Annotated in this window: 17 protein-coding genes and 1 pseudogene; 14 read left to right on the top strand and 4 right to left on the bottom strand. The window is 57.5% G+C overall.

The genetic code is table 11. The features are described 5' to 3' along the window. Positions 1–425 precede the first annotated feature (425 nt). From J2Y86_RS00810 to J2Y86_RS00745, 14 genes and pseudogenes are all read left to right on the top strand, one after another. A complete protein-coding gene (locus tag J2Y86_RS00810; RefSeq protein ID WP_253427369.1) occupies positions 426–1,736 on the top strand; it encodes a nucleotide sugar dehydrogenase in 1,311 nt (436 codons plus the stop codon). Between the two features lie 63 nt (positions 1,737–1,799). After that, positions 1,800–3,281, top strand: a complete 1,482-nt coding sequence (locus tag J2Y86_RS00805; RefSeq protein WP_253427367.1) for a glycosyltransferase family 2 protein — start codon at positions 1,800–1,802, stop codon at positions 3,279–3,281. Between the two features lie 64 nt (positions 3,282–3,345). Next, positions 3,346–4,560, top strand: a complete 1,215-nt coding sequence (locus J2Y86_RS00800) for an alginate biosynthesis protein Alg44 (RefSeq protein ID WP_253427365.1) — start codon at positions 3,346–3,348, stop codon at positions 4,558–4,560. Then, positions 4,557–5,957 (top strand): alginate biosynthesis protein AlgK, encoded by a 1,401-nt coding sequence (locus J2Y86_RS00795; protein WP_253427364.1) that lies wholly within the window; start codon positions 4,557–4,559, stop codon positions 5,955–5,957. The genes J2Y86_RS00800 and J2Y86_RS00795 overlap by 4 nt, the downstream gene beginning before the upstream one ends. A 41-nt stretch (positions 5,958–5,998) precedes the next feature. Further along, positions 5,999–7,387 (top strand): alginate export family protein, encoded by a 1,389-nt coding sequence (locus tag J2Y86_RS00790; RefSeq protein ID WP_253440056.1) that lies wholly within the window; start codon positions 5,999–6,001, stop codon positions 7,385–7,387. Between the two features lie 84 nt (positions 7,388–7,471). Then, complete coding sequence (gene algG / locus J2Y86_RS00785; protein WP_253427362.1) at positions 7,472–8,989, top strand: mannuronan 5-epimerase AlgG; 1,518 nt, start codon at positions 7,472–7,474, stop codon at positions 8,987–8,989. 11 nt (positions 8,990–9,000) lie between these two features. Continuing rightward, positions 9,001–10,398: an alginate O-acetyltransferase AlgX-related protein gene (locus J2Y86_RS00780; RefSeq protein WP_253427360.1), complete on the top strand. Its 1,398-nt coding sequence runs from the start codon at positions 9,001–9,003 to the stop codon at positions 10,396–10,398. Beyond that, the gene (locus J2Y86_RS00775) at positions 10,398–11,486 is read left to right on the top strand and encodes a mannuronate-specific alginate lyase (RefSeq protein WP_253427357.1); all 1,089 of its coding nucleotides are present in this window, start codon (positions 10,398–10,400) and stop codon (positions 11,484–11,486) included. Before J2Y86_RS00780 ends, J2Y86_RS00775 begins: the two co-directional genes overlap by 1 nt. A gap of 135 nt (positions 11,487–11,621) precedes the next feature. Continuing rightward, positions 11,622–13,043: a mannose-1-phosphate guanylyltransferase/mannose-6-phosphate isomerase gene (locus J2Y86_RS00770; protein WP_253427355.1), complete on the top strand. Its 1,422-nt coding sequence runs from the start codon at positions 11,622–11,624 to the stop codon at positions 13,041–13,043. 178 nt (positions 13,044–13,221) lie between these two features. After that, positions 13,222–13,440, top strand: a complete 219-nt coding sequence (locus J2Y86_RS00765) for a PLD nuclease N-terminal domain-containing protein (protein WP_253427353.1) — start codon at positions 13,222–13,224, stop codon at positions 13,438–13,440. A gap of 462 nt (positions 13,441–13,902) precedes the next feature. Next, positions 13,903–14,199 (top strand): fructose-bisphosphate aldolase, encoded by a 297-nt coding sequence (locus J2Y86_RS00760; protein ID WP_253427351.1) that lies wholly within the window; start codon positions 13,903–13,905, stop codon positions 14,197–14,199. A gap of 361 nt (positions 14,200–14,560) precedes the next feature. Beyond that, a complete protein-coding gene (locus tag J2Y86_RS00755) occupies positions 14,561–15,019 on the top strand; it encodes a hypothetical protein (protein ID WP_253427349.1) in 459 nt (152 codons plus the stop codon). An 881-nt stretch (positions 15,020–15,900) separates the two neighbouring features. Next, on the top strand, positions 15,901–16,359 hold the full coding sequence (locus J2Y86_RS00750) for a hypothetical protein (protein WP_253427347.1): 459 nt from the start codon (positions 15,901–15,903) through the stop codon (positions 16,357–16,359). Between the two features lie 201 nt (positions 16,360–16,560). After that, positions 16,561–16,854: pseudogene (locus J2Y86_RS00745) on the top strand (addiction module antidote protein); the annotation flags it as partial. Between the two features lie 278 nt (positions 16,855–17,132). On the opposite strand, the gene J2Y86_RS00740 reads toward J2Y86_RS00745, so the two are convergent. From J2Y86_RS00740 to J2Y86_RS00725, 4 genes are all read right to left on the bottom strand, one after another. Continuing rightward, complete coding sequence (locus J2Y86_RS00740) at positions 17,133–17,579, bottom strand: NUDIX hydrolase (protein ID WP_253427343.1); 447 nt, start codon at positions 17,577–17,579, stop codon at positions 17,133–17,135. A gap of 46 nt (positions 17,580–17,625) precedes the next feature. After that, a complete protein-coding gene (locus J2Y86_RS00735; RefSeq protein WP_253427341.1) occupies positions 17,626–18,051 on the bottom strand; it encodes a hypothetical protein in 426 nt (141 codons plus the stop codon). A 44-nt stretch (positions 18,052–18,095) separates the two neighbouring features. Then, positions 18,096–18,644 (bottom strand): cupin domain-containing protein, encoded by a 549-nt coding sequence (locus J2Y86_RS00730; protein WP_007946335.1) that lies wholly within the window; start codon positions 18,642–18,644, stop codon positions 18,096–18,098. 375 nt (positions 18,645–19,019) lie between these two features. Continuing rightward, a complete protein-coding gene (locus J2Y86_RS00725) occupies positions 19,020–20,306 on the bottom strand; it encodes an NAD(P)/FAD-dependent oxidoreductase (protein ID WP_017338195.1) in 1,287 nt (428 codons plus the stop codon). Positions 20,307–20,326: the final 20 nt, after the last annotated feature.

The raw sequence follows: 20,326 nt of genomic DNA, 5'->3' as shown, positions 1-20,326 counted from the left end.
AATTCAATTGAAGTGATAAAAAAGTTGTAACGCTGGCGTTGCACCGCGTCAGTGCCTTGTCCGAAAACCAATGTAATCACCCGCCTGTTTTTGGTGCAAAAACACATCATCTATTCTTATGACCAATCGAAATAACTTTCCTATCTGTCTGTTTTTATTGATTTTTATCAATATGATAAACGGCTGAGACTTTGGCACACTCTTATTGGATCCTAATAATTTTATTGCTCACGCAAAGTGTTCGAAATTTCTGTTAAAAAAAATGACAGTGCTTTTGATATGTTTGTCTACACTCCTAATTCTGCAAGTGCAGGTCGCGTATCACGCCATACAAAACAGCCGCTTAGTTGGTCCGACAGAGTAACTGTCGGTCTGCGCGGCATGTCGATGGCATTTCGGAATCAGGGTATACGGGGAACTCACCGATGCGTATCAGCATATTTGGTTTGGGGTATGTGGGCGCTGTATGCGCGGGCTGTCTCTGTGCTCGCGGTCATGACGTAATCGGGGTGGATATCTCTCAGGTAAAAATCGACCTGATCAATCAGGGCAAGTCGCCCATTGTTGAGCCTGGCCTGGAGGCTCTGCTCGAGCAGGGTGTGCATTTTGGGCGGTTGCGGGGTACCGGCGATGTAAAAGCTTCCGTGATGGACACGGATATGTCGTTCATCGCCGTCGCTACGCCCTGCAAGAAGAACGGCGATCTGGATCTGGTCTACATAGAGTCGGTCTGCCGCGAGATCGGCGAAGCCCTGCACGCCAAGGACGGTTGGCATACGGTGGTGGTGCGCAGCACCGTGCTGCCGGGCACCGTGAAGAACGTGGTGATCCCGATTCTTGAAGACTGTTCCGGCAAGAAGGCCGGGGTCGACTTCGGCGTGGCGATCAACCCGGAGTTCCTGCGTGAAAGTACCGCGATCAAGGATTACAACTGCCCGCCGATGACGGTGATCGGTGAATTCGACCAGCGCAGCGGTGACATGCTCGTCGCGCTCTACCAGGAGCTGGACGCGCCGCTCCTGCGCAGGAGCATCGAAGTGGCCGAAATGATCAAGTACACCTGCAACGTCTGGCACGCGACCAAAGTGACCTTCGCCAATGAGATCGGCAATATCGCCAAGGCCGTCGGCGTGGACGGCCGCGATGTGATGGACGTGGTCTGCCAGGACACCAAACTCAACCTGTCGCGTTACTACATGCGTCCCGGTTTCGCGTTCGGCGGTTCCTGCCTGCCCAAGGATGTGCGCGCGCTGAATTATCGCGCCGTGCAACTGGATGTCGAGCACCCGCTGCTGGCCTCGATCATGCGCAGCAATGCGGCGCAGGTACAGCGAGCCTTCGACATCATCACCAGTTACGGCAAACGGCGTATCGCCCTGCTCGGCCTGAGCTTCAAGGCGGGCACCGATGACCTGCGTGAAAGCCCGCTGGTCGAGTTGGCCGAAATGTTGATCGGCAAGGGTTACGACCTGCACATCTTCGACCGCAACGTTGAATACGCGCGCATCTATGGGGCCAACAAGGACTACATCGAGTCGAAGATTCCGCACCTGGCTTCGCTGCTGCGCGCAGACCTGACGAAGGTCATCGAGGAGGCGGATGTGATTGTGCTGGGTAACGGTGACGAGTCCTTCAAAGCGCTTGCGCTTGACGCGCCCGAAGGCAAGCAAGTGGTCGACCTGGTGGGTTTCATGCCAAACGCCAGTGGCGATCGGGTCGAGGGTATCTGTTGGTAAGGGCAAGCGAGGTGACGAACCGTTCCCAGGGCAACTCGGGTTTATCGAACAGGGGTCACAGGTATGGCTGATTCCAGGAATTATCTGCGCGAAGCGGCGGGCTGGCTGTTCTACGTCACCGCGCTGATGGGGCTTGCACTGTTGCTGCCGCGCTCGGTGTTCGACCCCCAATCCAGGGACTTTCTCCTGTTGCTGGGGGCGGTCGGCATCTGGCGTTACTCGATGGGCGCTATCCATTACCTTCGGGGATTACTGTTCCTTTATCTGGTGTTCCCTTACTACAGGCGCAAAGTCACCCGGCTCGGCAGCAGTGCCGATCCGTCGCAGGTGTTTTTGCTGGTCACCAGTTTTCGTATCGATGCGTTGACCACGGCGCAGGTCTACCGCTCGGTGATCGAAGAGGCCATCCATTGCGGTTATCCGACCACGGTGGTCTGTTCCATCGTCGAGCTGGCCGATGAGCTGCTGATCAAAGCGCTCTGGAACAGCTACACCCCGCCGGAGCACGTCAAGCTGAGCTTTGTGCGGATTCCCGGCACGGGGAAGCGCGATGGCCTGGCCCACGGTTTTCGGGCGATCTCCCGGCATGTGCCGGACGCCGATGCGGTGGTGGCGGTGGTCGATGGCGACACCGTGCTTTCGCCCGGACTGGTGCGCAAGACCGTGCCCTGGTTCAGGCTGTTTCCCAACGTCGGCGGGCTGACCACCAACGAATTCTGCGAGGTGCGCGGCAGCTACCTGATGAGCGAATGGCACAAGCTGCGGTTCGCCCAGCGGCACATCAATATGTGTTCGATGGCACTGGGCAAACGAGTGCTGACCATGACCGGGCGGATGTCGGTGTTCCGCGCCCAGGTGGTGACCGACCCCGGCTTTATTCAGGACGTCGAGAGCGACTATCTGCAGCACTGGCGCCTGGGCCGCTTCCGCTTCCTGACCGGTGATGACAAGTCCAGTTGGTACAGCCTGATGCGACTGGGCTACGACACCTTTTATGTGCCTGATGCGGCGATCAACACCGTCGAGCATCCACCGGAAAAGAACTTCATCAAGGCCAGCCGCAAACTGATGTTCCGCTGGTATGGCAACAACCTGCGGCAGAACTCGCGGGCCCTGCACCTGGGCGTGCGGCGGCTGGGCTGGTTCACTTCGCTGGTGCTGTTCGACCAACGCGTATCGATGTGGGCCAGCCTGCTCGGGCCTTCAGTGGCGATCATTGCCAGCCTCAAATACAGCATGGCCTACCTGATGATCTATGTGCTCTGGATCGGCGTGACTCGCTTGATCCTCAGCCTGCTGTTGCTGGCCTCGGGGCACCCGGTCGGTCCGGCTTATCCATTGATTCTCTATTACAACCAGCTGGTCGGCGCCATGGTGAAAATCTATGTGTTCTTCCGTCTCGACCAGCAATCGTGGACGCGCCAGAAAACCAAACTCGACCGCGGGCTGGCCAATTATCAGCGCTGGTTCAATACCTGGTCGTCGCGGGCCATGACGTTTTCGGCTGGCAGTGTGTTTTGCGCGCTGCTGATGTGGATTGTGTAGTGCGGGTGTCAGGCAGTCGGCAGACCGTGCCGGATCGGTATCAATCGATGGGAAGGAACGCGTTATGAACACAGCTTTTGTTGCTGTTGATGACAATGTCGTGCATGAGTCAGAGGTGCAGCGTCAGCATGCGCGGCTGACCCTGCCGGCGAGAATCAAGTTCCACGGGCCGGACCGGGAGGCGTTCGATTGCGAACTGCTCGACTTGTCGGCCGGTGGATTCAGCCTGAGTCAGCCGGGCACCTCGCTGATCGTGGGCCGACAACACAAAGGCAAACTGGTGTTCCAGGTCGATGCGCTCGGGTTTGCCATCGATGTGGAGTTTGTCGTGCGCTCGATCAACGACGACGGGCAGCGAATAGGATGTGAGTTTCACAACCTGCGCCCTCGTGCGATTTCCGCCTTGCGCTACGTGATCACCTCTTACCTCTCGGGAGGAGTGATCAGCCTGGGCGACATGCTCGCGACCCAGCAACGCGACAACTTCACCAAACCGCGAAAACATGAAAGCGGCAACGGCATGGGGATGTTCGCTCGCTTGCGGGCGACCACCGTGAGCCTGCTGATGTTCCTGGTGGGACTGGCTGCTTTCGGTTACGTGGCGCATCAGTTGTATGGCATTTATTTCGTCACTCATGCCGAATCGGCCCGGGTCAATGTGCCCGGCCAGTTGATCGGCCTGCCGCGCGACGGAAGCGTCAATTCGCTGGTCAAGGTCGGCGCGGTGGTGTCCAAGGGCGCTCCGCTGGCGACCTTTTCCGCCTCGCTGCTGGATGTGATGAAAGGCAACCTGCCGCCCGGACAGGCGACCCCGGAAAATCTCGAACGCCTGTTCAGCCGGACCCTCCAGGGTTCGCTGACCAGCCCATGCGATTGCCGGGTGGTGTCGCAACTGGTGCCGGACGGCCAGGTCGTCGGCAAGGGCACCACGGTGTACGAATTGATGCCGATCGACGGCGTGGCAACCATCGAGGCGCGCTTCCCTTACAAGAATTTCGCCAAGATCCAGCCTGGCAAGGCCGTGAGCTTCCAGCTGATCGGTGAAGAACAACCACGCTCGGGCAAAATCACCGCAGTGGCGCTGGACAACGGCGGCCTGGCCTCCGACCTGCGAGTCACCATCGAGCCCGACAGCCCGTTGCGCACCGAGCTGGCCGGGCGCCCGGTGGAGGTCAGTGTCGAAGACCTGCAGGGCAATGTCTGGGTGCAGAATGCCTCGGCGGCCAACACCTGGGTGAAGAACGCCTGGGATAACAAAGTCATGGCGGCCGGAAAATGAACGGCGTATGGCGATCGGGGCTGCGGCTTTCTGCGCTGGCCGCTGCGCTGACGATGATCCACGGTTGCGGCACCCTGCCCGATCAAGGGCTGGCGCGCGAGGCCATGGAGCGCGGCGATTTTGAAACGGCACGCAAGAACTACGCGGCGCTGGCCGAAGACGGCTATGCCGATGCCCAGGCCGGAATGGGCGACCTGACCGCATCGGCGGGCGACCCGGCGAGCCTGAAAGAGGCGGAAGTCTTGTACCGCCAGGCCGCGCCGGAATCGGTCAAGGCGCAGTCACGCCTGGGCCGTTTGTTGTTGCGCCAGAGCCCGAATGATCCCCAGAAAGTGCACGAAGCCCGACAACTGCTGGAAGGCGCGCTGGATAAAGGCGAGTTCAGTGCGGTGGTGCCGCTGACGTTGTTGTACCTGGGCTACCCGCAAATGGCGCCGGTGGTGAATCCGCAGCAGAAAGTCGACAGCTGGCGGGCCCAGGGCATTGCCGAGGCTGACCTGGCGCAGATTCTGATCTACCGCAATCAGGGCACCTACAACGCTCACCTGCCGCAGATCGAACAGTTGTGCCGGGCTCGGCTGGCGGTACTCGATGCCTGTTATGTGGAGCTGGCGACCATCAACCGGCTGCGTGCCCAGCCCAAGGCGCAAGCGGACCTGCTGGCGCAGTTGCGCCAGGGTTTGCGTGAGGGACGCGTCGCACCCTTGCGGGTCGAGTCAGTGGCGCGCGTGCTGTCATCGCCAGCCCTCGAAGGCCCGGCCGATCCGCAAAGCGCCCAGCGCCTGCTCGAGGAACTGGCACCGGTCTATCCGCCGGCCTGGACCAGCCTGGCACGGTTGATCGACGACTACCCCGCACAAGGCGACGCGCCGCAATTGCTTTCGGCCCTGCAGCGCGGACGCGAAGCAGGCGACCCACGGGCGGAATTGCTGACCGGGCGGCTGTATTACCTCGGCAAATGGTTACCGCAGGATCCGCGCCTCGCTGAACAGCATTTGCTCAAGGCGGCCGCGGCCGGTGAAGTCGCCGCAAATTACTATCTGGGCCAATTGTACCGTCGCGGTTATCTCGGCCAGGTCGAACCTCAGAAAGCACTGCTACATTTGTTGCTGGCGGCCCGCAATGGCTCGCCCAACGCCGATCTGGCCCTGGCCCACATGTTTTCCGACTCCCGCGGGGTCAAGGTCAATCGGATCAATGCTTTTGTCTTTGCGCAACTTGCGCAACGCAAGGGCGTGGTCAATGCAGGACCAGTGCTATCGGCCTTGCAGTCGGGGATGACCCCGGCAGAAAAGAAAATCGCGCAGCCCTTGCTTGAGGAAGAAGCCCAGGCCCGTCTGACGGGTGCTGCTTTAGCCAGGCTGCAAACTCCGGAAAATGGACAGGACTTACTATGAAGCAAGCATTGTTGGCTAGTTATGGTCTGGGAGTTTCGCTGATGTGCAGCGCCGGTCTGGTGCTGGCGGCGGACGAGGCGCCGAAGAATTTCGGCCTGGATGTGAAGATTACCGGTGAGTCGCAGGACGACCGGGACCTTGGCACGGCATCCGGTGGCACCCTCAACGATATAGGCATCGATTTGCGCCCTTGGGCCTTTGGCCAATGGGGTAACTGGAGTGCCTATACGATGGCGCAGGCAGTGGCCGCGACGGATACCATCGACACCGATACGGTGAACAATGGCGCCGACCAGAACAACACCCGTGAAGCGGATGACAGCTACCTGGCGCTGCGCGAGTTCTGGGTTGATTATCAAGGCATCACCGCCTATCCGGGCGAGCATCTGCGCCTGGGGCGCCAACGTCTGCGTGAGGACAGTGGCCAGTGGATGGACACCAACATCGAAGCGCTCAACTGGACCTTCGAAACCACGCTGCTGCGCACCCACATCGGCGCCGCCCAACGCTTTTCCGACTATCGCACCGATTTCGACGACCTGGCGCCTGAAGATGAAGACCGTTCCCACGTCTTCGCCGACATCTCGACACAATGGACACCCAATAACTGGGTAGGCCTGCGTGTCCATCACTCAGAGGACAGCGGCAGCCTGCCCGACCCTGGCGAGCAGGTCGATACTCTGGACAAGACCAACACCGGCAGCCTGACCTGGGTCGGTCTCGAAGCCAATGGTGACGGCTACAACTATCGTTCGACGATGCCGCTCAATTACTGGGCCAGCGCCACCTGGCTGACCGGTGATCGCGACAACCTCACCAGCGTCATCGACCCCGTCGGCGATCGAATAGCGACGGGCCACACCAGTGGCGACGTCAACGCCTGGGCCGCGGACCTGGGCTTGCGCTGGAACATCGATGAGAGCTGGCGTGTCGGTGCTGCCGCCGCCCGCGGCGACGGCGGTGGTCACGACCAGGAAAACCAGTACCAGCAAACCGGCCTGGAGAGCAACCGCTCCAACTTCACCGGCACACGCTCGCGCGTACACCGCTTCGGTGAAGCCTTCCGCGGTGAACTGAGCAACCTCCAGACCGCGACGCTGTTCGGCTCCTGGCAGATGCGCGAGGACTACGACGCCAGCCTTGTCTACCACCGCTTCTGGCGGGTCGACGACGAGGAGCAAACCGGCGACGACGGGATCGTCAATGCGGCACTGGTGGACGGCGAGAAGGACCTGGGCCAGGAAGTCGATCTGGTCATGACCAAGTACTTCAAGCAAGGCCTGTTGCCCGCGAGCATGGTCGATTGGGTCGACGAACCGTCGGCGCTGATCCGCTTGCGCCTGGGCGTGTTCTTCCCGGGTGACGCCTACGCCAATGACACCGACTCGAGCATGCATCGGGCGTTCATTGATTTTGTCTGGAAAATCTAGAAACAGCTCGTTGCCCACGGTGATGCCGCCGTGGGCAACGACCCACTGAATCACCCCCGTTTGCGTTTTTGATGAGTGAGACTTATGGACCGTGTCGTCAAGATAGGACTGTTGCTCGCCGCGATGCTGTTGATGCAGACAGCAGGTGCCAATGCGGCGGGTGACATCCTGATACCGCACTACACCATCAGCGAGGCGCCAGGAAAGCCGTTGCTGATCAAAGAGCCGAAAATGCCCGACCTGTCCGGCTATACGGCCGAGGCCGTCGCGGCGAAGATTGCCTACAAGCCCGCCGGCCGTGCCTTGATCCAGCCAATGCTCAAGGAAAACGCGCTCGACGAGTTCATCGGCGGAGAAGATCGCTTCAAGGAATGGGTGGTGCGCCAGAAGCAAATGCCCGTGGCGATCTTCATCGACCGTGGCTACATGAGCCTGACGCAACTGGCCCGCAGCCTGCCGCAGAGTGCCTTGCGCGAAACCGCGCCGGGGGTGTTTCTGGCGCGCTTGCCGATCGTCGTTCGTCCCGGTGCAACCCTGCATATCGACAAGTCGGTCAAGGAACTGCGCTTGTCCCAGGACGGCGGTTCCTTCCTGGTCAATGACGGCAAGCTGTTCATTACCGATACCAAAGTTACCGCCTGGAGCGAGAAAGACGACAGCCCGGCCTGGTTCAAAAAAGACGATGCGTTCCGGCCCTTCCTGATCTCCTGGGGCGGCACCGAGACCTATATCGTCAACAGCACCATCACCAGCTTCGGCTACACCGAGAGCAAGAGTTATGGGGTGAGTATTTCCCAGTACAGCCCGAGCATGGCGCCGAAGATGAAGCGCAAAAAGCCGACCGGCTGGCTGATCAATTCGCAGTTCATCGACAACTATTTCGGCTTCTATTGCTACGAGGCCGACGACGTGGTGATTCTGCGCAACACCTATCGCGCAAACATCGTGTATGGCATCGACCCGCACGACCGATCGCGCCGGCTGATCATTGCCCATAACGATGTCTTCGATACCCACAAGAAGCACGGCATCATCCTCTCGCGCGAGGTCAACGACAGCTGGATCATCTACAACCGCACCTACAACAACCAGCTTTCCGGCATTGTCCTGGACCGTTCCAGTGTCAATAACCTGCTGGCCTACAACGAAACCTACAAAAACCGCTCCGACGGCATCACCTTGTATGAGAGCGGCAATAACCTGATGTGGCGCAACCGCGCGGCCGACAATGACCGGCACGGGATCCGCGTGCGCAACAGCACCGGCGTGCGGCTTTATGAAAACGAGCTGATGGCCAATGCCCTGACCGGGATCTACGGCCACACCAAGGATTTGCGCGGCAGCGACCGCGACCTGAAGGAAGACCCCTACGAAGAAAAGCTCTCGCTCACCGTGGTCGGCGGCAAGCTGATCGGCAACGGTTCCAGCCCCATCGCCGTGTTTTCACCCTCGCGCCTGGAACTCTATGACCTGACCTTTCTGGCGCCACAGAAACAGGACGGCCTGGCCTTCACCGGCTTGCTGGGGGACGTCCAGGGCGACTTGATGGACATCCTCCTGCGCCGCCGTGCCGCCGCGTTGATCCTGCCCGCCACACTGTGAGGAGCCTGCCGATGAACACCCTTCATGGATTTGCCGCTTTGTGCCTGCTGTCGGTGCCGGCGTGGGCACAGGCGCTGCCACAGTATACGGCCGAGGCGTGCTGCCAGCTGTGCCCACAAGCGGCACAGGCGACATTTTACGAACCACCGGAACTGAAAAATTACGCGACCCTGGTGGAGGCCAAGGAGCAGTGGCTCTTCCGCACCCGTAGCGATTTCCGCACCGACTTCGGTCTCGATGAAAGCGGTTACAGAGCCCTGAAACGCCTGCGCGACGGGCTCGCCCAACGCGGGGTCGAACTGGTGCTGGTGATGCCGCCCAGCCGCGGCTTGCTGCACGCCGACCGCCTGACACCGATGGAACTGGCCAGTTTCGATCAGGCTAGCGCCCGGCAGAACTACCTGCAAACGCTGGACCGGGTGCGCGATCTGGGCATTCAGGTCGCCGACTTCAGCGACGTTCTGGGTGCGCCCCAGCCCGCCGGGCAACCCTTCTACTTCAAGGGCGACCACAACTGGACGCCCTATGGCGCCGATCGCAGTGCCCAGTTGGTAGCGCAGACGCTCAAGGGCAACGATGTGCTCAAGGGGTTGCCGCACCAGACCTTCACCAGCCAGACGGCGGGCCTGTTGGGTCGCTCGGGTACGTTGCAAAAAGCCGCCGCGCAAATCTGCGGCAACGGCTATGCGGCGCAATATGTCACCCGTTATCAAACCCGGGCTGAAGGTACCGCCAAAGGCCCCGCCAAGGTCGCCTTGATCGGTACCAGCGCCAGCGGCGAAGTGTTCAACTTTGCCGGTTTCCTCGAACAGTATCTGCAGACTCCGGTGCGCAACTTCAGCGTGCCGGGCGGTGGCTACGATGATTCGTTGATCGCCTACCTGCTCGGCGACGACTTCCAGAAAGACCCGCCGGCGGTGCTGGTGTGGGAAACCGATAATCTCGACAGCCTCGCTAAATCCAGCTTCTCCCGGCAGACGATGGCGGCGCTGAGCGATGGCTGCGAAAACCAGACGCCGCTGCTCAGAAGCCAGACGACCCTGCACGGCGGGCGCAACCAGGTGTTGTTCAACGGTGGTGGCGGCAATGTGTATCCGATCAAGGGCAGTCGCTATCAGGTCGACCTCAAGTTCGACGATCCCGACGTACACATCATGAACGCGACCCTGACCTACATGAACGGCCGCCAGGAAAACATCAGCCTGAGCCGCTCGCCGACGGTCAATACCCAGGGCCGCTTCGCCTTCGAGCTGCGCGGCGACGGCGACTGGGGCGATCAGACCTTTCTGTCCATGGACGTGCAGCCTCCACCGGGAATGAACGCCACGTCGGTCTCGACCCGCCTGTGTGTCAAACCCGCCATCACCGCGGCACCGTCCCTGCGCACCGCGCAGACGGAGGACAACTGATGCGACAGGCACACTGGGCCGCCATTGGCGTGGCCTTCATGCTGATGGGGCCGATGGTACAGGCGGCGGCTCAACTTCGTCCGCCGCAGGGCTATTACGCGCCGGCCGTGGACAAGAAAGGCGACGCGCCGAGCTGCCCGGCGACACCCAAACCCTATACCGGTGACCTGTTGATCCCCAGCAAATACGAAGGATCGGGCAAGGCACGGGATCAGCTCAACGCCGAATCCAACAAACGCTACAAGGAAATGTCGGGCGATATCAACGAACTGGAAAAAGGCGTCAACAAACAGGTCGCCGCCTATTTACGCCAAGGTCGCGCCGGACATGTGGACTGCACCCTGAGCTGGCTGGGCGAATGGGCCAAGGCGCAGGCGCTGCTGAGCACCACCTACACCCATACCGGCAAGTCGATGCGCAAATGGGCGCTGGGCAGTATTTCTTCGGCGTATCTGCGGCTCAAGTTTTCGCGCTCCCAACCATTGAAGGGCCGCGAGGCGCAGACCCGGCCGATCGAAGCCTGGATCGGCAAGGTGGCCGAACAGGTAGTGCTCGATTGGCGCGACCAGCCGCTGGACCGGCTCAACAATCACCAGTATTGGGCGGCGTGGTCCGTCATGGCGGCCTCTGTCGTGGTGGATCGGCGCGACCTGTTCGACTGGTCGGTATCGCAGTTCCGCATCGGCGCTTCCCAGGTCAATGCAGACGGCTATCTGCCCAACGAACTGGGCCGCGACACCCGCGCACTGGCTTACCACAACTACGCGATGGGGCCGCTGATGATGATCGCCTCCTTCGCCCAAGCCAACGGCGTCGACCTGCGCGAAGAAAACAACGGCGCCATGCGGCGTCTGGCAGCGCGCGTAGAGGAAGGGATCAAGGACCCTGGCTTGTTTGAACGCAAGACCGGCCACAAGCAGGCACTTGAGGATCTCAACGAGGATGGCAAGTTTGCCTGGCTGGAACCTTACTGCGCGCTGTACGACTGCTCGGCGGAAACCAACCGCTGGCGCCAATCGGTCGAACCGATGAAAAACTATCGCCTCGGCGGCGACATCACCCAGCTCTTTGCTGACCAGAAAGAATAAAGGCATCGGCCGACACGCTCCGGATACCCGGTGAGGCCGTTCAGAATCGAGCTTGTGTTTCAAATAATCGAAGGCAGTCCTTCGCAATGCGAAGCGCCTTCATATCGAGTGATGAAGGTGCGGGAGGTAAGAGAAATGATTCCAGTCATTCTGTCCGGCGGCAGCGGTTCGCGGTTGTGGCCGCTGTCGCGCAAGTTGTTTCCCAAGCAGTTCCTGAGTCTGGCCGGCGAAGGATCGCTGTTCCAGCAAACCCTGCAGCGCCTGTCGTTCGATGGCATCGGCAAGCCGATCGTGGTCTGTAACGAGGAACACCGCTTTATCGTCAATGAACAACTCGCCGCCATCGGCTGCACGCCGCAAGCGATCCTGCTCGAACCCTTCGGCCGCAACACCGCACCGGCCGTGGCGCTGGCGGCCCTCAAGCTGATTGCCGAGGGCCGCGACGAACTCATGCTGGTCCTGCCGGCCGACCATGTGATCAGCGACGTTACCGCCTTGGGTGCCACACTGAAAAACGCGCAGGAAGAAGCGCTGAAAGGCAACCTCGTGCTGTTCGGCATTCCGGCGATGCGTCCGGAAACCGGCTTCGGGTATATCAAGGCCGACTGCGGTGATGCGGGCGCCAATGCGTTCAAGGTCGAAAAATTCATCGAGAAACCCGACGCGCAAACCGCCGCCGAATTTGTCCGCTCCGGCGAATACTTCTGGAACAGCGGCATGTTCCTGTTCCGTGCCAGCCGCTACCTCGACGAGCTGCGCACGCACGAACCGGACATTTACGAGAACTGCGTGCTGGCCCTGGAACGCAGCCGCTGCAGCGAGGGCGTGACCAGCATCGATCGGGCCACCTTCGAATGCTGCCCGGACAACTCCATCGACTATGCGGTGATGGAGCACACCAACCGCGCCTGGGTTGTCCCGCTCAGCGCTGGCTGGAGTGATGTCGGTTGCTGGTCTTCGCTGTGGGATGTGCACGACAAGGACGCCGATGGAAATGTGCTCAAGGGCGATGTCATCAGCTACAACAGCCGCAGTTGCTACGTGCATGGCAATAGCAAGCTGGTGACCCTGCTCGGGGTGGACAATCTGGTCGTGATAGAAACCGAGGATGCACTGATGGTCGCGCACCGCGACACCGTGCAAGACGTGAAAAAACTGGTGAATGCGCTCGACGCCCAACACCGCTCGGAAACCCAGAACAACTGCGCGGTGTATCGTCCCTGGGGCAGCTACCATTCGGTGGACAACGGCATCCGCCACCAGGTCAAGCACATCACCGTGAAACCCGGCGCGCAACTGTCCCTGCAAATGCATCACCACCGCGCCGAACACTGGATCGTGGTCTCCGGCACCGCCCAGGTGACGTGCAACGACAAAGTCTTCCTGCTCACTGAAAACCAGTCCACCTACCTCCCGATCGCCTCGGTACATCGCTTGGCCAACCCCGGAAAAATCCCGTTGGAAGTCATCGAAGTGCAGACCGGCAGCTACCTGGGCGAGGACGATATCAAGCGTCTGGAAGATGTCTACGGCAGGAACCAGGAGGTGAAGAGTTGAGCCAGCCTGGACGTGTCGGGATGCCCTCTGGGAAGGCGAAGTGATTGGCCAAGCGGCAGGGAGGAATCACAGACGGGCGCGAACGTGCGTCCGCCTGCCTCCTCCATAAAACCTCAAAATTAAATGAACCCCACTGCCCCCTGCCCACCTAACTGAAAGACCATCAGGAGGGCAATCTATGCAAACCGAAACCATCTGGATCGTACTCGCCGCCATTCTTGTGCTGGTTGAGCTATGGGCAATCAACAAAGTGCGCAAAGCCGAAGGCAAATCCAGCAACAAACTCGTATGGATGGTGGTGATCGTGTTTGTGCCGCTGTTCGGATTGATCGCGTGGGCAGTGGCCGGCCCGAAACACACCGATCCCAATCCGCATTCGCCGCAGGCTAGACAATGATGTCGGGGGATCCGCGATAGCGATTGGAAAACACCACAGTTTGAAATGACAAAGCCCCAATGATTGGGGCTTTGTCATTTCTAGCCACTCGACTTTCAAACCTGACGTCCGAAATACGTGTAGGAATTCCCCCTTTGTGGTGAGGGGATTTATCCCCGTTGGGCTGCGAAGCGGCCCCAAACCCTGCACACCATTTCCCAAGGCCCTCCACACGGCCCGAAGTACCGCGAGAAGCCCTAAAACAGTGGCATTCAGCCTTGCCGCAACAACCGCGAAAGCGTCCTACAGCCCGGTTGTGAGCATCAAAATCGCCGCTTATAGTTTCCTCCGTCGCCGCCATTGTCGGTGACCGGGATTCGCAGCCCAAAAGAGGAGACACCAAAGACCGCCAGACCCGCGTAGCCGACCTTCGTCGGTGAACCAGTAATGGCAATTTTGATTCATCTTTTCCGGACTACATCCATGAACACTCAGCATCCGCCGCACCGCTTCACCCCCATGTCCCAATTCGCCACCGACTACCCCGTCCTCCTCATCGACAGCGACGCCCCCATCCGCGAACTGCACAACTGCGTCAGCGAACGCCTCAACGCCGTCCTCAAATACCTCAACCTCATGGCCTGCACCAGCCTGCCGGACTACGCCGAAAACGACATCAACACCGTCACCAACATCGCCTTGATCCTGCTCCGGGATGTAGGGGATGTGTTCCGGGTGATTGAGCAGCGTGGGTTTGAAACGTCCAATAAAGAATCGTGACCAACCCACAACAATAGTGTCGCCAAAGTGACCGGGGAACACTGCCTGTTTAAAAGGCACAAAGAATAAAAATCAAAATAAGGAATACTGTTTTATACCCCCTGTTAGTAAGCGCTTTTTTCCCTAAAGATCCCGACCCCCACCAGAATGCTCGACCGGTGATTAGGGCATAAAAAAGGAAATATAACCAAAGGTTTGCATAGACGTATCAGGCCAGTCGAAATCAAACTATAAACCTGTCAGTTATGACAGTAGATCAATCCATTTTCGGTACCTATTATGGTTGTGGATTAATTTTAAAGCTCGCAGATACCGACAAATAAAGCACTAATAACCAACAAAATCCTCGACTGGTGATCACATGAACCAACCAATTGATCCAGAAAAACAATTGCAAGACGGCTCACATAATGACGGTCAAGAAGGCCTATCTGATGGTATAGAAAATATCATCTGGAGCGATTTTTGGATGCACGCAAGAGGTGAAACTGATATAAGATTTGAATCGCATATGAAAGGCCGTTATGGATACAACGACACAAATGTGTATATTCAAACCACCGAGTACTGCATGCTTGGCCCTCATGGCTCTTATTATAGAGCCAATCTAGGTATTAAAGTCATGCATGGAAGCTATTCATTTTATCTTCCTTCACCAGATGCCATGTGGCAGAATCGCGCGTGGCATAACTATGAACATTATTTTTGGTGCCGTCGTAGCTGGTCCCCTCAATTAATTAGACTAGCAATACTAACGCACTTTGATGGACCTAACGGCGGCAAGGCGTTCTGGAAGGAGGTAGGGCTTACGCACATTTGATAAAAACCTCTCAAGTCCCCTTATGCCATCTTTAAACCTTCTCTTCTCGCTTCATAATGCATACCGAGGAACTAAATCTGAAAAAAGGGTGACAGGTCTAATTAACTCAAACAGATTTATCACCCTTTTAGCTGATTTAACGTTTATAGCTCTCACACTCATTGCGCACATTCGCATTGTCGATACTCGCGCAACCACCGCTACCGTTTTGGCTTCGCACAATAAGCACTGGTCATGGTTATCGATGCTGTTACACCCGCCATGGCCCGTCTCTGCATTGCAGGTACGGCGAACATCATTTCGTAGGAATTCACCCTTTATGGTGAGGGGATTTATCCCCGTATGGCTACGAAGTGGCCCCAAAACCTGCACCCCACTCCTAAGTGGTCTTCACACACCCCTAATCACCGTGACAAGCCCGAAACAGTGGCATTCAGCCTTGTCACATCAAACGCGAAAGCGTCCAATAAAGAATCGTGACCACCCACAACAATAGTGTCGCCAAGGTGACCGGGAACACTACCTGTTCAAACGAAGAAACCAATGACCCGATTTACCGGGACATTGGTTTAAAAGGCACAAAGAATAAAGATCAAAATAAGGAATACTGTTTTATACCCCCTGTTAGTAAGCGCTTTTTTCCCTAAAGATCCCGACCCCCACCAGAATGCTCGACCGGTGATTAGGGCATAAAAAAGGAAATATAACCAAAGGTTTGCATAGACGTATCAGGCCAGTCGAAATCAAACTATAAACCTGTCAGTTATGACAGTAGATCAATCCATTTTCGGTACCTATTATGGTTGTGGATTAATTTTAAAGCTCGCAGATACCGACAAATAAAGCACTAATAACCAACAAAATCCTCGACTGGTGATCACATGAACCAACCAATTGATCCAGAAAAACAATTGCAAGACGGCTCACATAATGACGGTCAAGAAGGCCTATCTGATGGTATAGAAAATATCATCTGGAGCGATTTTTGGATGCACGCAAGAGGTGAAACTGATATAAGATTTGAATCGCATATGAAAGGCCATTATGGATACACCGACACAAATGTGTATATTCAAACCACCGAGTACTGCATGTCTGGCCCTCATGGCTCTTATTATAGAGCCAATCTAGGTATTAAAGTCATGCATGGAGGCTTTTCACATTATCTTCCTTCACCAGATGCTATGTGGCAGGATGGCACGTGGCATGACTATAGATATACTTTTTTTATCCGTCGTAGCTGGCCCCCTCAATTAATTAGACTAGCAATACTAACGCACTTTGATGGACCTAACGGCGGCAAGGCGTTCTGGAAGGAGGTAGGGCTTACGCACATTTGATAAAAACCTCTCAAATCCCCTTATGCCATCTTTAAACCTTCTCTTCTCGCTTCATAATGCATACCGAGGAACTAAATTTGAAAAAAAGGGTGACAGGTCTAATTAACTCAAATAGATCTATCACTCTTTTAGCTGATTCAACGTTTATAGCTCTCACACTCATTGCGCACATTCGCATTGTCGATACTCGCGCAACCACCACGTCACGAAGCCTCCCGCTTCCTCGACAGCCCGGAAATAATGGCTGCTTACATTGCTGAAAGCATGAAGGCAGGTGACACGGCGCTGGTTCATGCGCTGGGTGAGGTTGCAAAAGCTATTGGCGTAAACAAAGTCGCCCAGGCAGCAGGGGTCAACCGCGAAAGCCTTTATAAGGTGCTTAAAGGCGGAACGAAAACGCGCTTTGAGACAATCAGGAAGCTGATGACAGCGAGTGGTCTGGAACTCACCGTACGCCCGATAGCGGCGCCAGTCGCAGCCCCAGGCAAGCCCTGACCTGCGCCAGGAAAATCCGCGGCCCGGCCTACTGCTGGCAAACCGACGTCCAAAGCTGCTACCAAACCTGTCCCAGCCTGAACCGTCTCGTTGTTGCCAGTTTCGACAAAAAAGGGTGGCAGATCTATTTATTCAAATGGATCTGCCACCCCAGTCAGCCAAACTTCATTGCAAGCCCGTGAGCGAATGACAAAAATCCGATGCCTGAATGGGCATCGGATTTTTTATAGTTCCGATAACGCCTTATGCTGATTGTCCGAGGTAGTTGGTAACGGACATCAACCCGATATTGCGACTTTCTTTAGCAATTCGTGAAGCCCATCAGGAACCAGCGGCGCGTCCTCAGTAAAACCTGCCCACGGAAGCCACTTCGCGACGAAAGCTGCGCCATCGCTTTCTTGACCGTTCAAATACGGCAACGCATAGACGCTGGCATCCACAAACCTCGCATCGTAGACCTGCACGATTTCGTGCCCTGGTGTGCCGTTATACATAAAGAGGCTTTCAAGAGTGCCAAGCAAGCAAACATCGGTGATGGGCAAACCGAGCTCTTCCTGCACCTCTCGCACGACGGCTTGTGCACTGGTTTCGCCGAATTCGATACCGCCACCGATCGGACGAAAGAATGGCTGTTCAGTGATGGGGTCGCGAGCTTCGTTGACCAGTATCTTGCCATCGTGGTGGAAGACACAGAGTGCAAGGGGGCGGATGCGTGGCGTGGTCATGAGGTTAAGTCCATTTACTTGGCAGAGTGTGTACGGTCACGGCTAATCAATGTCTGCGACCGGGCTTCCAGACATAGTGGCTGAAAACAAAGACCGCCATTGCGAAGACAACAAACAACGTACTCACCGCGAGCCACCGCGGCAGGTCACTCAAAAACCCGATTTTATCAATGACCGGAACACTGAGAACGGTCCCAATCGAAGCCCCGACGATAATCCCTATCCTCGAACCCCACACACTCGTGTACCGCTCCTCTTCGCCGAACTCAATCCGTTTCAACCTCGGCGCCAGGTAACACACGCCGAAAATGCAAAAGACCACGAAAGAGGCAAGTCCCACCGCCTTGAGATACGCGTCACCCACACCAAAAATCTGCTTCAGCCCCGCTACCACTATCAAGGAGTAAAAACCTGAACTGGCAAAGACCATCGGCCATGCCCAAAGGTAGTAGCGAAACGTTCGAGCATCCATACGCACACGATCCATTCTGGGATTGCATTCAAATTCCGGAGGAATCAGAAATTTGCCGGAGTGTTGGCGCTGATGATTTCCGCTTCATCCTGGCCAATATTGCGAAACTTGTGCGGCAGCGTTGTCGGGAAGTAGTAGCCATCCCCGGCATTCAACACACTAATCTGCCCATCAACCGTCAACTCAACCGTCCCCCGCGTAACCAGCCCACACTCCTCCCCTTCCGAATGCACAATCGGTTCTTCCCCCGAACTCGCCCCCGGCGCGTATTGCTCGCGCAACAAACGCATCTGCCGGCTCGGCACCGAAGCGCCAATCAACAGCAACCGCAGCCCATGACGCCCAAGATCCGGCTGTTCATTGGCGCGGAACACGTATTGATGCTCACGCGGCGGCTGATCGAAGGTAAAGAAATCCGCCAAAGACATGGGAATGCCTTCGAGCAGTTTTTTCAGGGAGCTGACGGAAGGACTGACGCGATTCTGTTCGATCAGGGAGATGGTGGCATTGGTGACGCCGCTACGCCGGGCCAGCTCGCGCTGGGAGAGTTTGTAGCTTTCGCGTACTAGTTTGAGTCGTGAGCCCGTGTCCATGACAGCCTTATGCGAGAAATACTTAAGGGTTATGGGGGTGGATGGCGGGCGACTTTTGGCCGCGAAAGTACCGCTTCCCTGTCCCGGAATTGTGAAAGGCGGGTATTAAATCACGTTTGGTGGTGTTGCTGTAGGCGCATGGTTATTGGTGATGGTGGTGGGTCAGTTGGCATTGATGGTGAACCGGATGGCGTCATCGCGAGCAGGCTCGCTCCCACAGTTTTTGACCTCTGCTGCACGTACATTTTGTGCCTGCCATGGATCCAATGTAGGAGCTGAGCTTGCTCGCGAAGGCGATGTGTCAGGCGACATTAATGTTGAATGTGCTGCCGTCTTCGCGAGCAATCTCTGCTCCTACAGGTATTTGCGTTGGGCTTAGATACCGAACCGATCGCGCAGCGCGTAGTACGCGGCGCCCATGGCGGTGAGTGGGGCCTGGAAGGTGCGGCCGCCAATCATTGGCATGTGCGGCAAGGATGCGAACGCGTCGAAGCGTTCGGCGTCGCCGCGGATCATTTCCGAGATGAGTTTGCCGGCCAGGTGTGAGCAGGTGACGCCGTGGCCGCTGTAGCCTTGCATGTAGTAGGCATTCTTTTCGATGCGGCCGAACTGCGGCATGCGGGACATGGTCAGCAGGAAGTTGCCGGTCCAGCGGTAGTCGATCTTCACGTCCTTCAGTTGCGGGAAGGTCTTGAGGATTTTCGGTTTGATCAGTTGCTCGATGTCGTCCGGTTCACGGGCGCCATAGACCACGCCACCGCCGTAGAGCAGGCGGTTGTCGGCGGTGAGGCGGTAGTAGTCGAGCAGGTAGTTGCAGTCTTCGACGCAGTAGTTGTTTTTGATCAGGCTGCGCGCAACCTTCTCGGACAACGGTTCGGTGACGACGATTTGCGAGCCGCACGGCATGCTTTTGCTGGTCACGCGATTGTCGAGGCCCTGCGGCAGGTAGGCGTTGCCGGCGATCAGCAGGTATTTGGCGCGGACCAGGCCTTTGGCGGTGCGCACGGTGATCGGTTCGCCGTAGGTGATTTCCACCGCCGCCGATTGTTCGTAGATTTTGCCGCCCAGGCCGATGATGGCCGAGGCTTCGCCGAGGGCCAGGTTCAGCGGATGGATGTGGCCGCCCTGCATGTCGAGCAGGCCGCCGACGTAATTGTCGCAACCGACTTCGCGCTTGATGTCGGCGGCGTCGAGCATTTTCAGGTTCTTGTTGCCGTAGCGTTCCCAGCTGCTTTTCTGCTCGGCCAGGCCTTTGAGTTGCTTTTTGTTCAGCGCGGCGAAGATGCCGCCCGGCTTGTAGTCGCACTGGATGTCGTAGTGCTGTATGCGCTGACGAATGATGTCGGCGCCTTCGAAGATCATGCTGCCAAGCACTTCGGCGGTCTTGTCACCGTAGCGTTCTTCGATGACATCGACGTCGCGGCTGTAGGAGTTGACCAGTTGGCCGCCGTTGCGACCGCTGGCGCCGAAACCGACTTTGGCGGCTTCGAGCACGGTCACGCTGTAGCCGGCTTCGGCGAGGAACAGCGCCGAGGACAGACCGGTGTAGCCGGCGCCGATGATGCAGACGTCGCAGTCCACTGCTTGTTCCAGCACCGGGAAATCGCCAGTGAAGTTGCGGGTGGCGGCGTAGTAGCTGTTTACATGTGTCGTTTGTTTCATACGTTTCTCCGATGGCCGCC

It is taken from the genome of Pseudomonas migulae (assembly GCF_024169315.1).
Taxonomy (GTDB): Bacteria; Pseudomonadota; Gammaproteobacteria; order Pseudomonadales; family Pseudomonadaceae; genus Aquipseudomonas; species Aquipseudomonas migulae_B.
Note: the sequence above shows the minus strand (reverse complement) of the source record. Positions and strands in the feature narration are given on the sequence as shown.

Coding starts and splice junctions, on each gene's coding strand:
- J2Y86_RS00770 (WP_253427355.1), top strand. CDS start 11,622: ATGATTCCAGTCATTCTGTCCGGCGGCAGCGGTTCGCGGTTGTGGCCG.
- J2Y86_RS00735 (WP_253427341.1), bottom strand. CDS start 18,051: ATGGATGCTCGAACGTTTCGCTACTACCTTTGGGCATGGCCGATGGTC.
- J2Y86_RS00755 (WP_253427349.1), top strand. CDS start 14,561: ATGAACCAACCAATTGATCCAGAAAAACAATTGCAAGACGGCTCACAT.
- J2Y86_RS00750 (WP_253427347.1), top strand. CDS start 15,901: ATGAACCAACCAATTGATCCAGAAAAACAATTGCAAGACGGCTCACAT.
- J2Y86_RS00795 (WP_253427364.1), top strand. CDS start 4,557: ATGAACGGCGTATGGCGATCGGGGCTGCGGCTTTCTGCGCTGGCCGCT.
- J2Y86_RS00725 (WP_017338195.1), bottom strand. CDS start 20,306: ATGAAACAAACGACACATGTAAACAGCTACTACGCCGCCACCCGCAAC.
- J2Y86_RS00800 (WP_253427365.1), top strand. CDS start 3,346: ATGAACACAGCTTTTGTTGCTGTTGATGACAATGTCGTGCATGAGTCA.
- J2Y86_RS00765 (WP_253427353.1), top strand. CDS start 13,222: ATGCAAACCGAAACCATCTGGATCGTACTCGCCGCCATTCTTGTGCTG.
- J2Y86_RS00780 (WP_253427360.1), top strand. CDS start 9,001: ATGAACACCCTTCATGGATTTGCCGCTTTGTGCCTGCTGTCGGTGCCG.
- J2Y86_RS00790 (WP_253440056.1), top strand. CDS start 5,999: ATGTGCAGCGCCGGTCTGGTGCTGGCGGCGGACGAGGCGCCGAAGAAT.
- J2Y86_RS00775 (WP_253427357.1), top strand. CDS start 10,398: ATGCGACAGGCACACTGGGCCGCCATTGGCGTGGCCTTCATGCTGATG.
- J2Y86_RS00805 (WP_253427367.1), top strand. CDS start 1,800: ATGGCTGATTCCAGGAATTATCTGCGCGAAGCGGCGGGCTGGCTGTTC.
- J2Y86_RS00740 (WP_253427343.1), bottom strand. CDS start 17,579: ATGACCACGCCACGCATCCGCCCCCTTGCACTCTGTGTCTTCCACCAC.
- J2Y86_RS00760 (WP_253427351.1), top strand. CDS start 13,903: ATGAACACTCAGCATCCGCCGCACCGCTTCACCCCCATGTCCCAATTC.
- J2Y86_RS00810 (WP_253427369.1), top strand. CDS start 426: ATGCGTATCAGCATATTTGGTTTGGGGTATGTGGGCGCTGTATGCGCG.
- J2Y86_RS00730 (WP_007946335.1), bottom strand. CDS start 18,644: ATGGACACGGGCTCACGACTCAAACTAGTACGCGAAAGCTACAAACTC.
- algG (WP_253427362.1), top strand. CDS start 7,472: ATGGACCGTGTCGTCAAGATAGGACTGTTGCTCGCCGCGATGCTGTTG.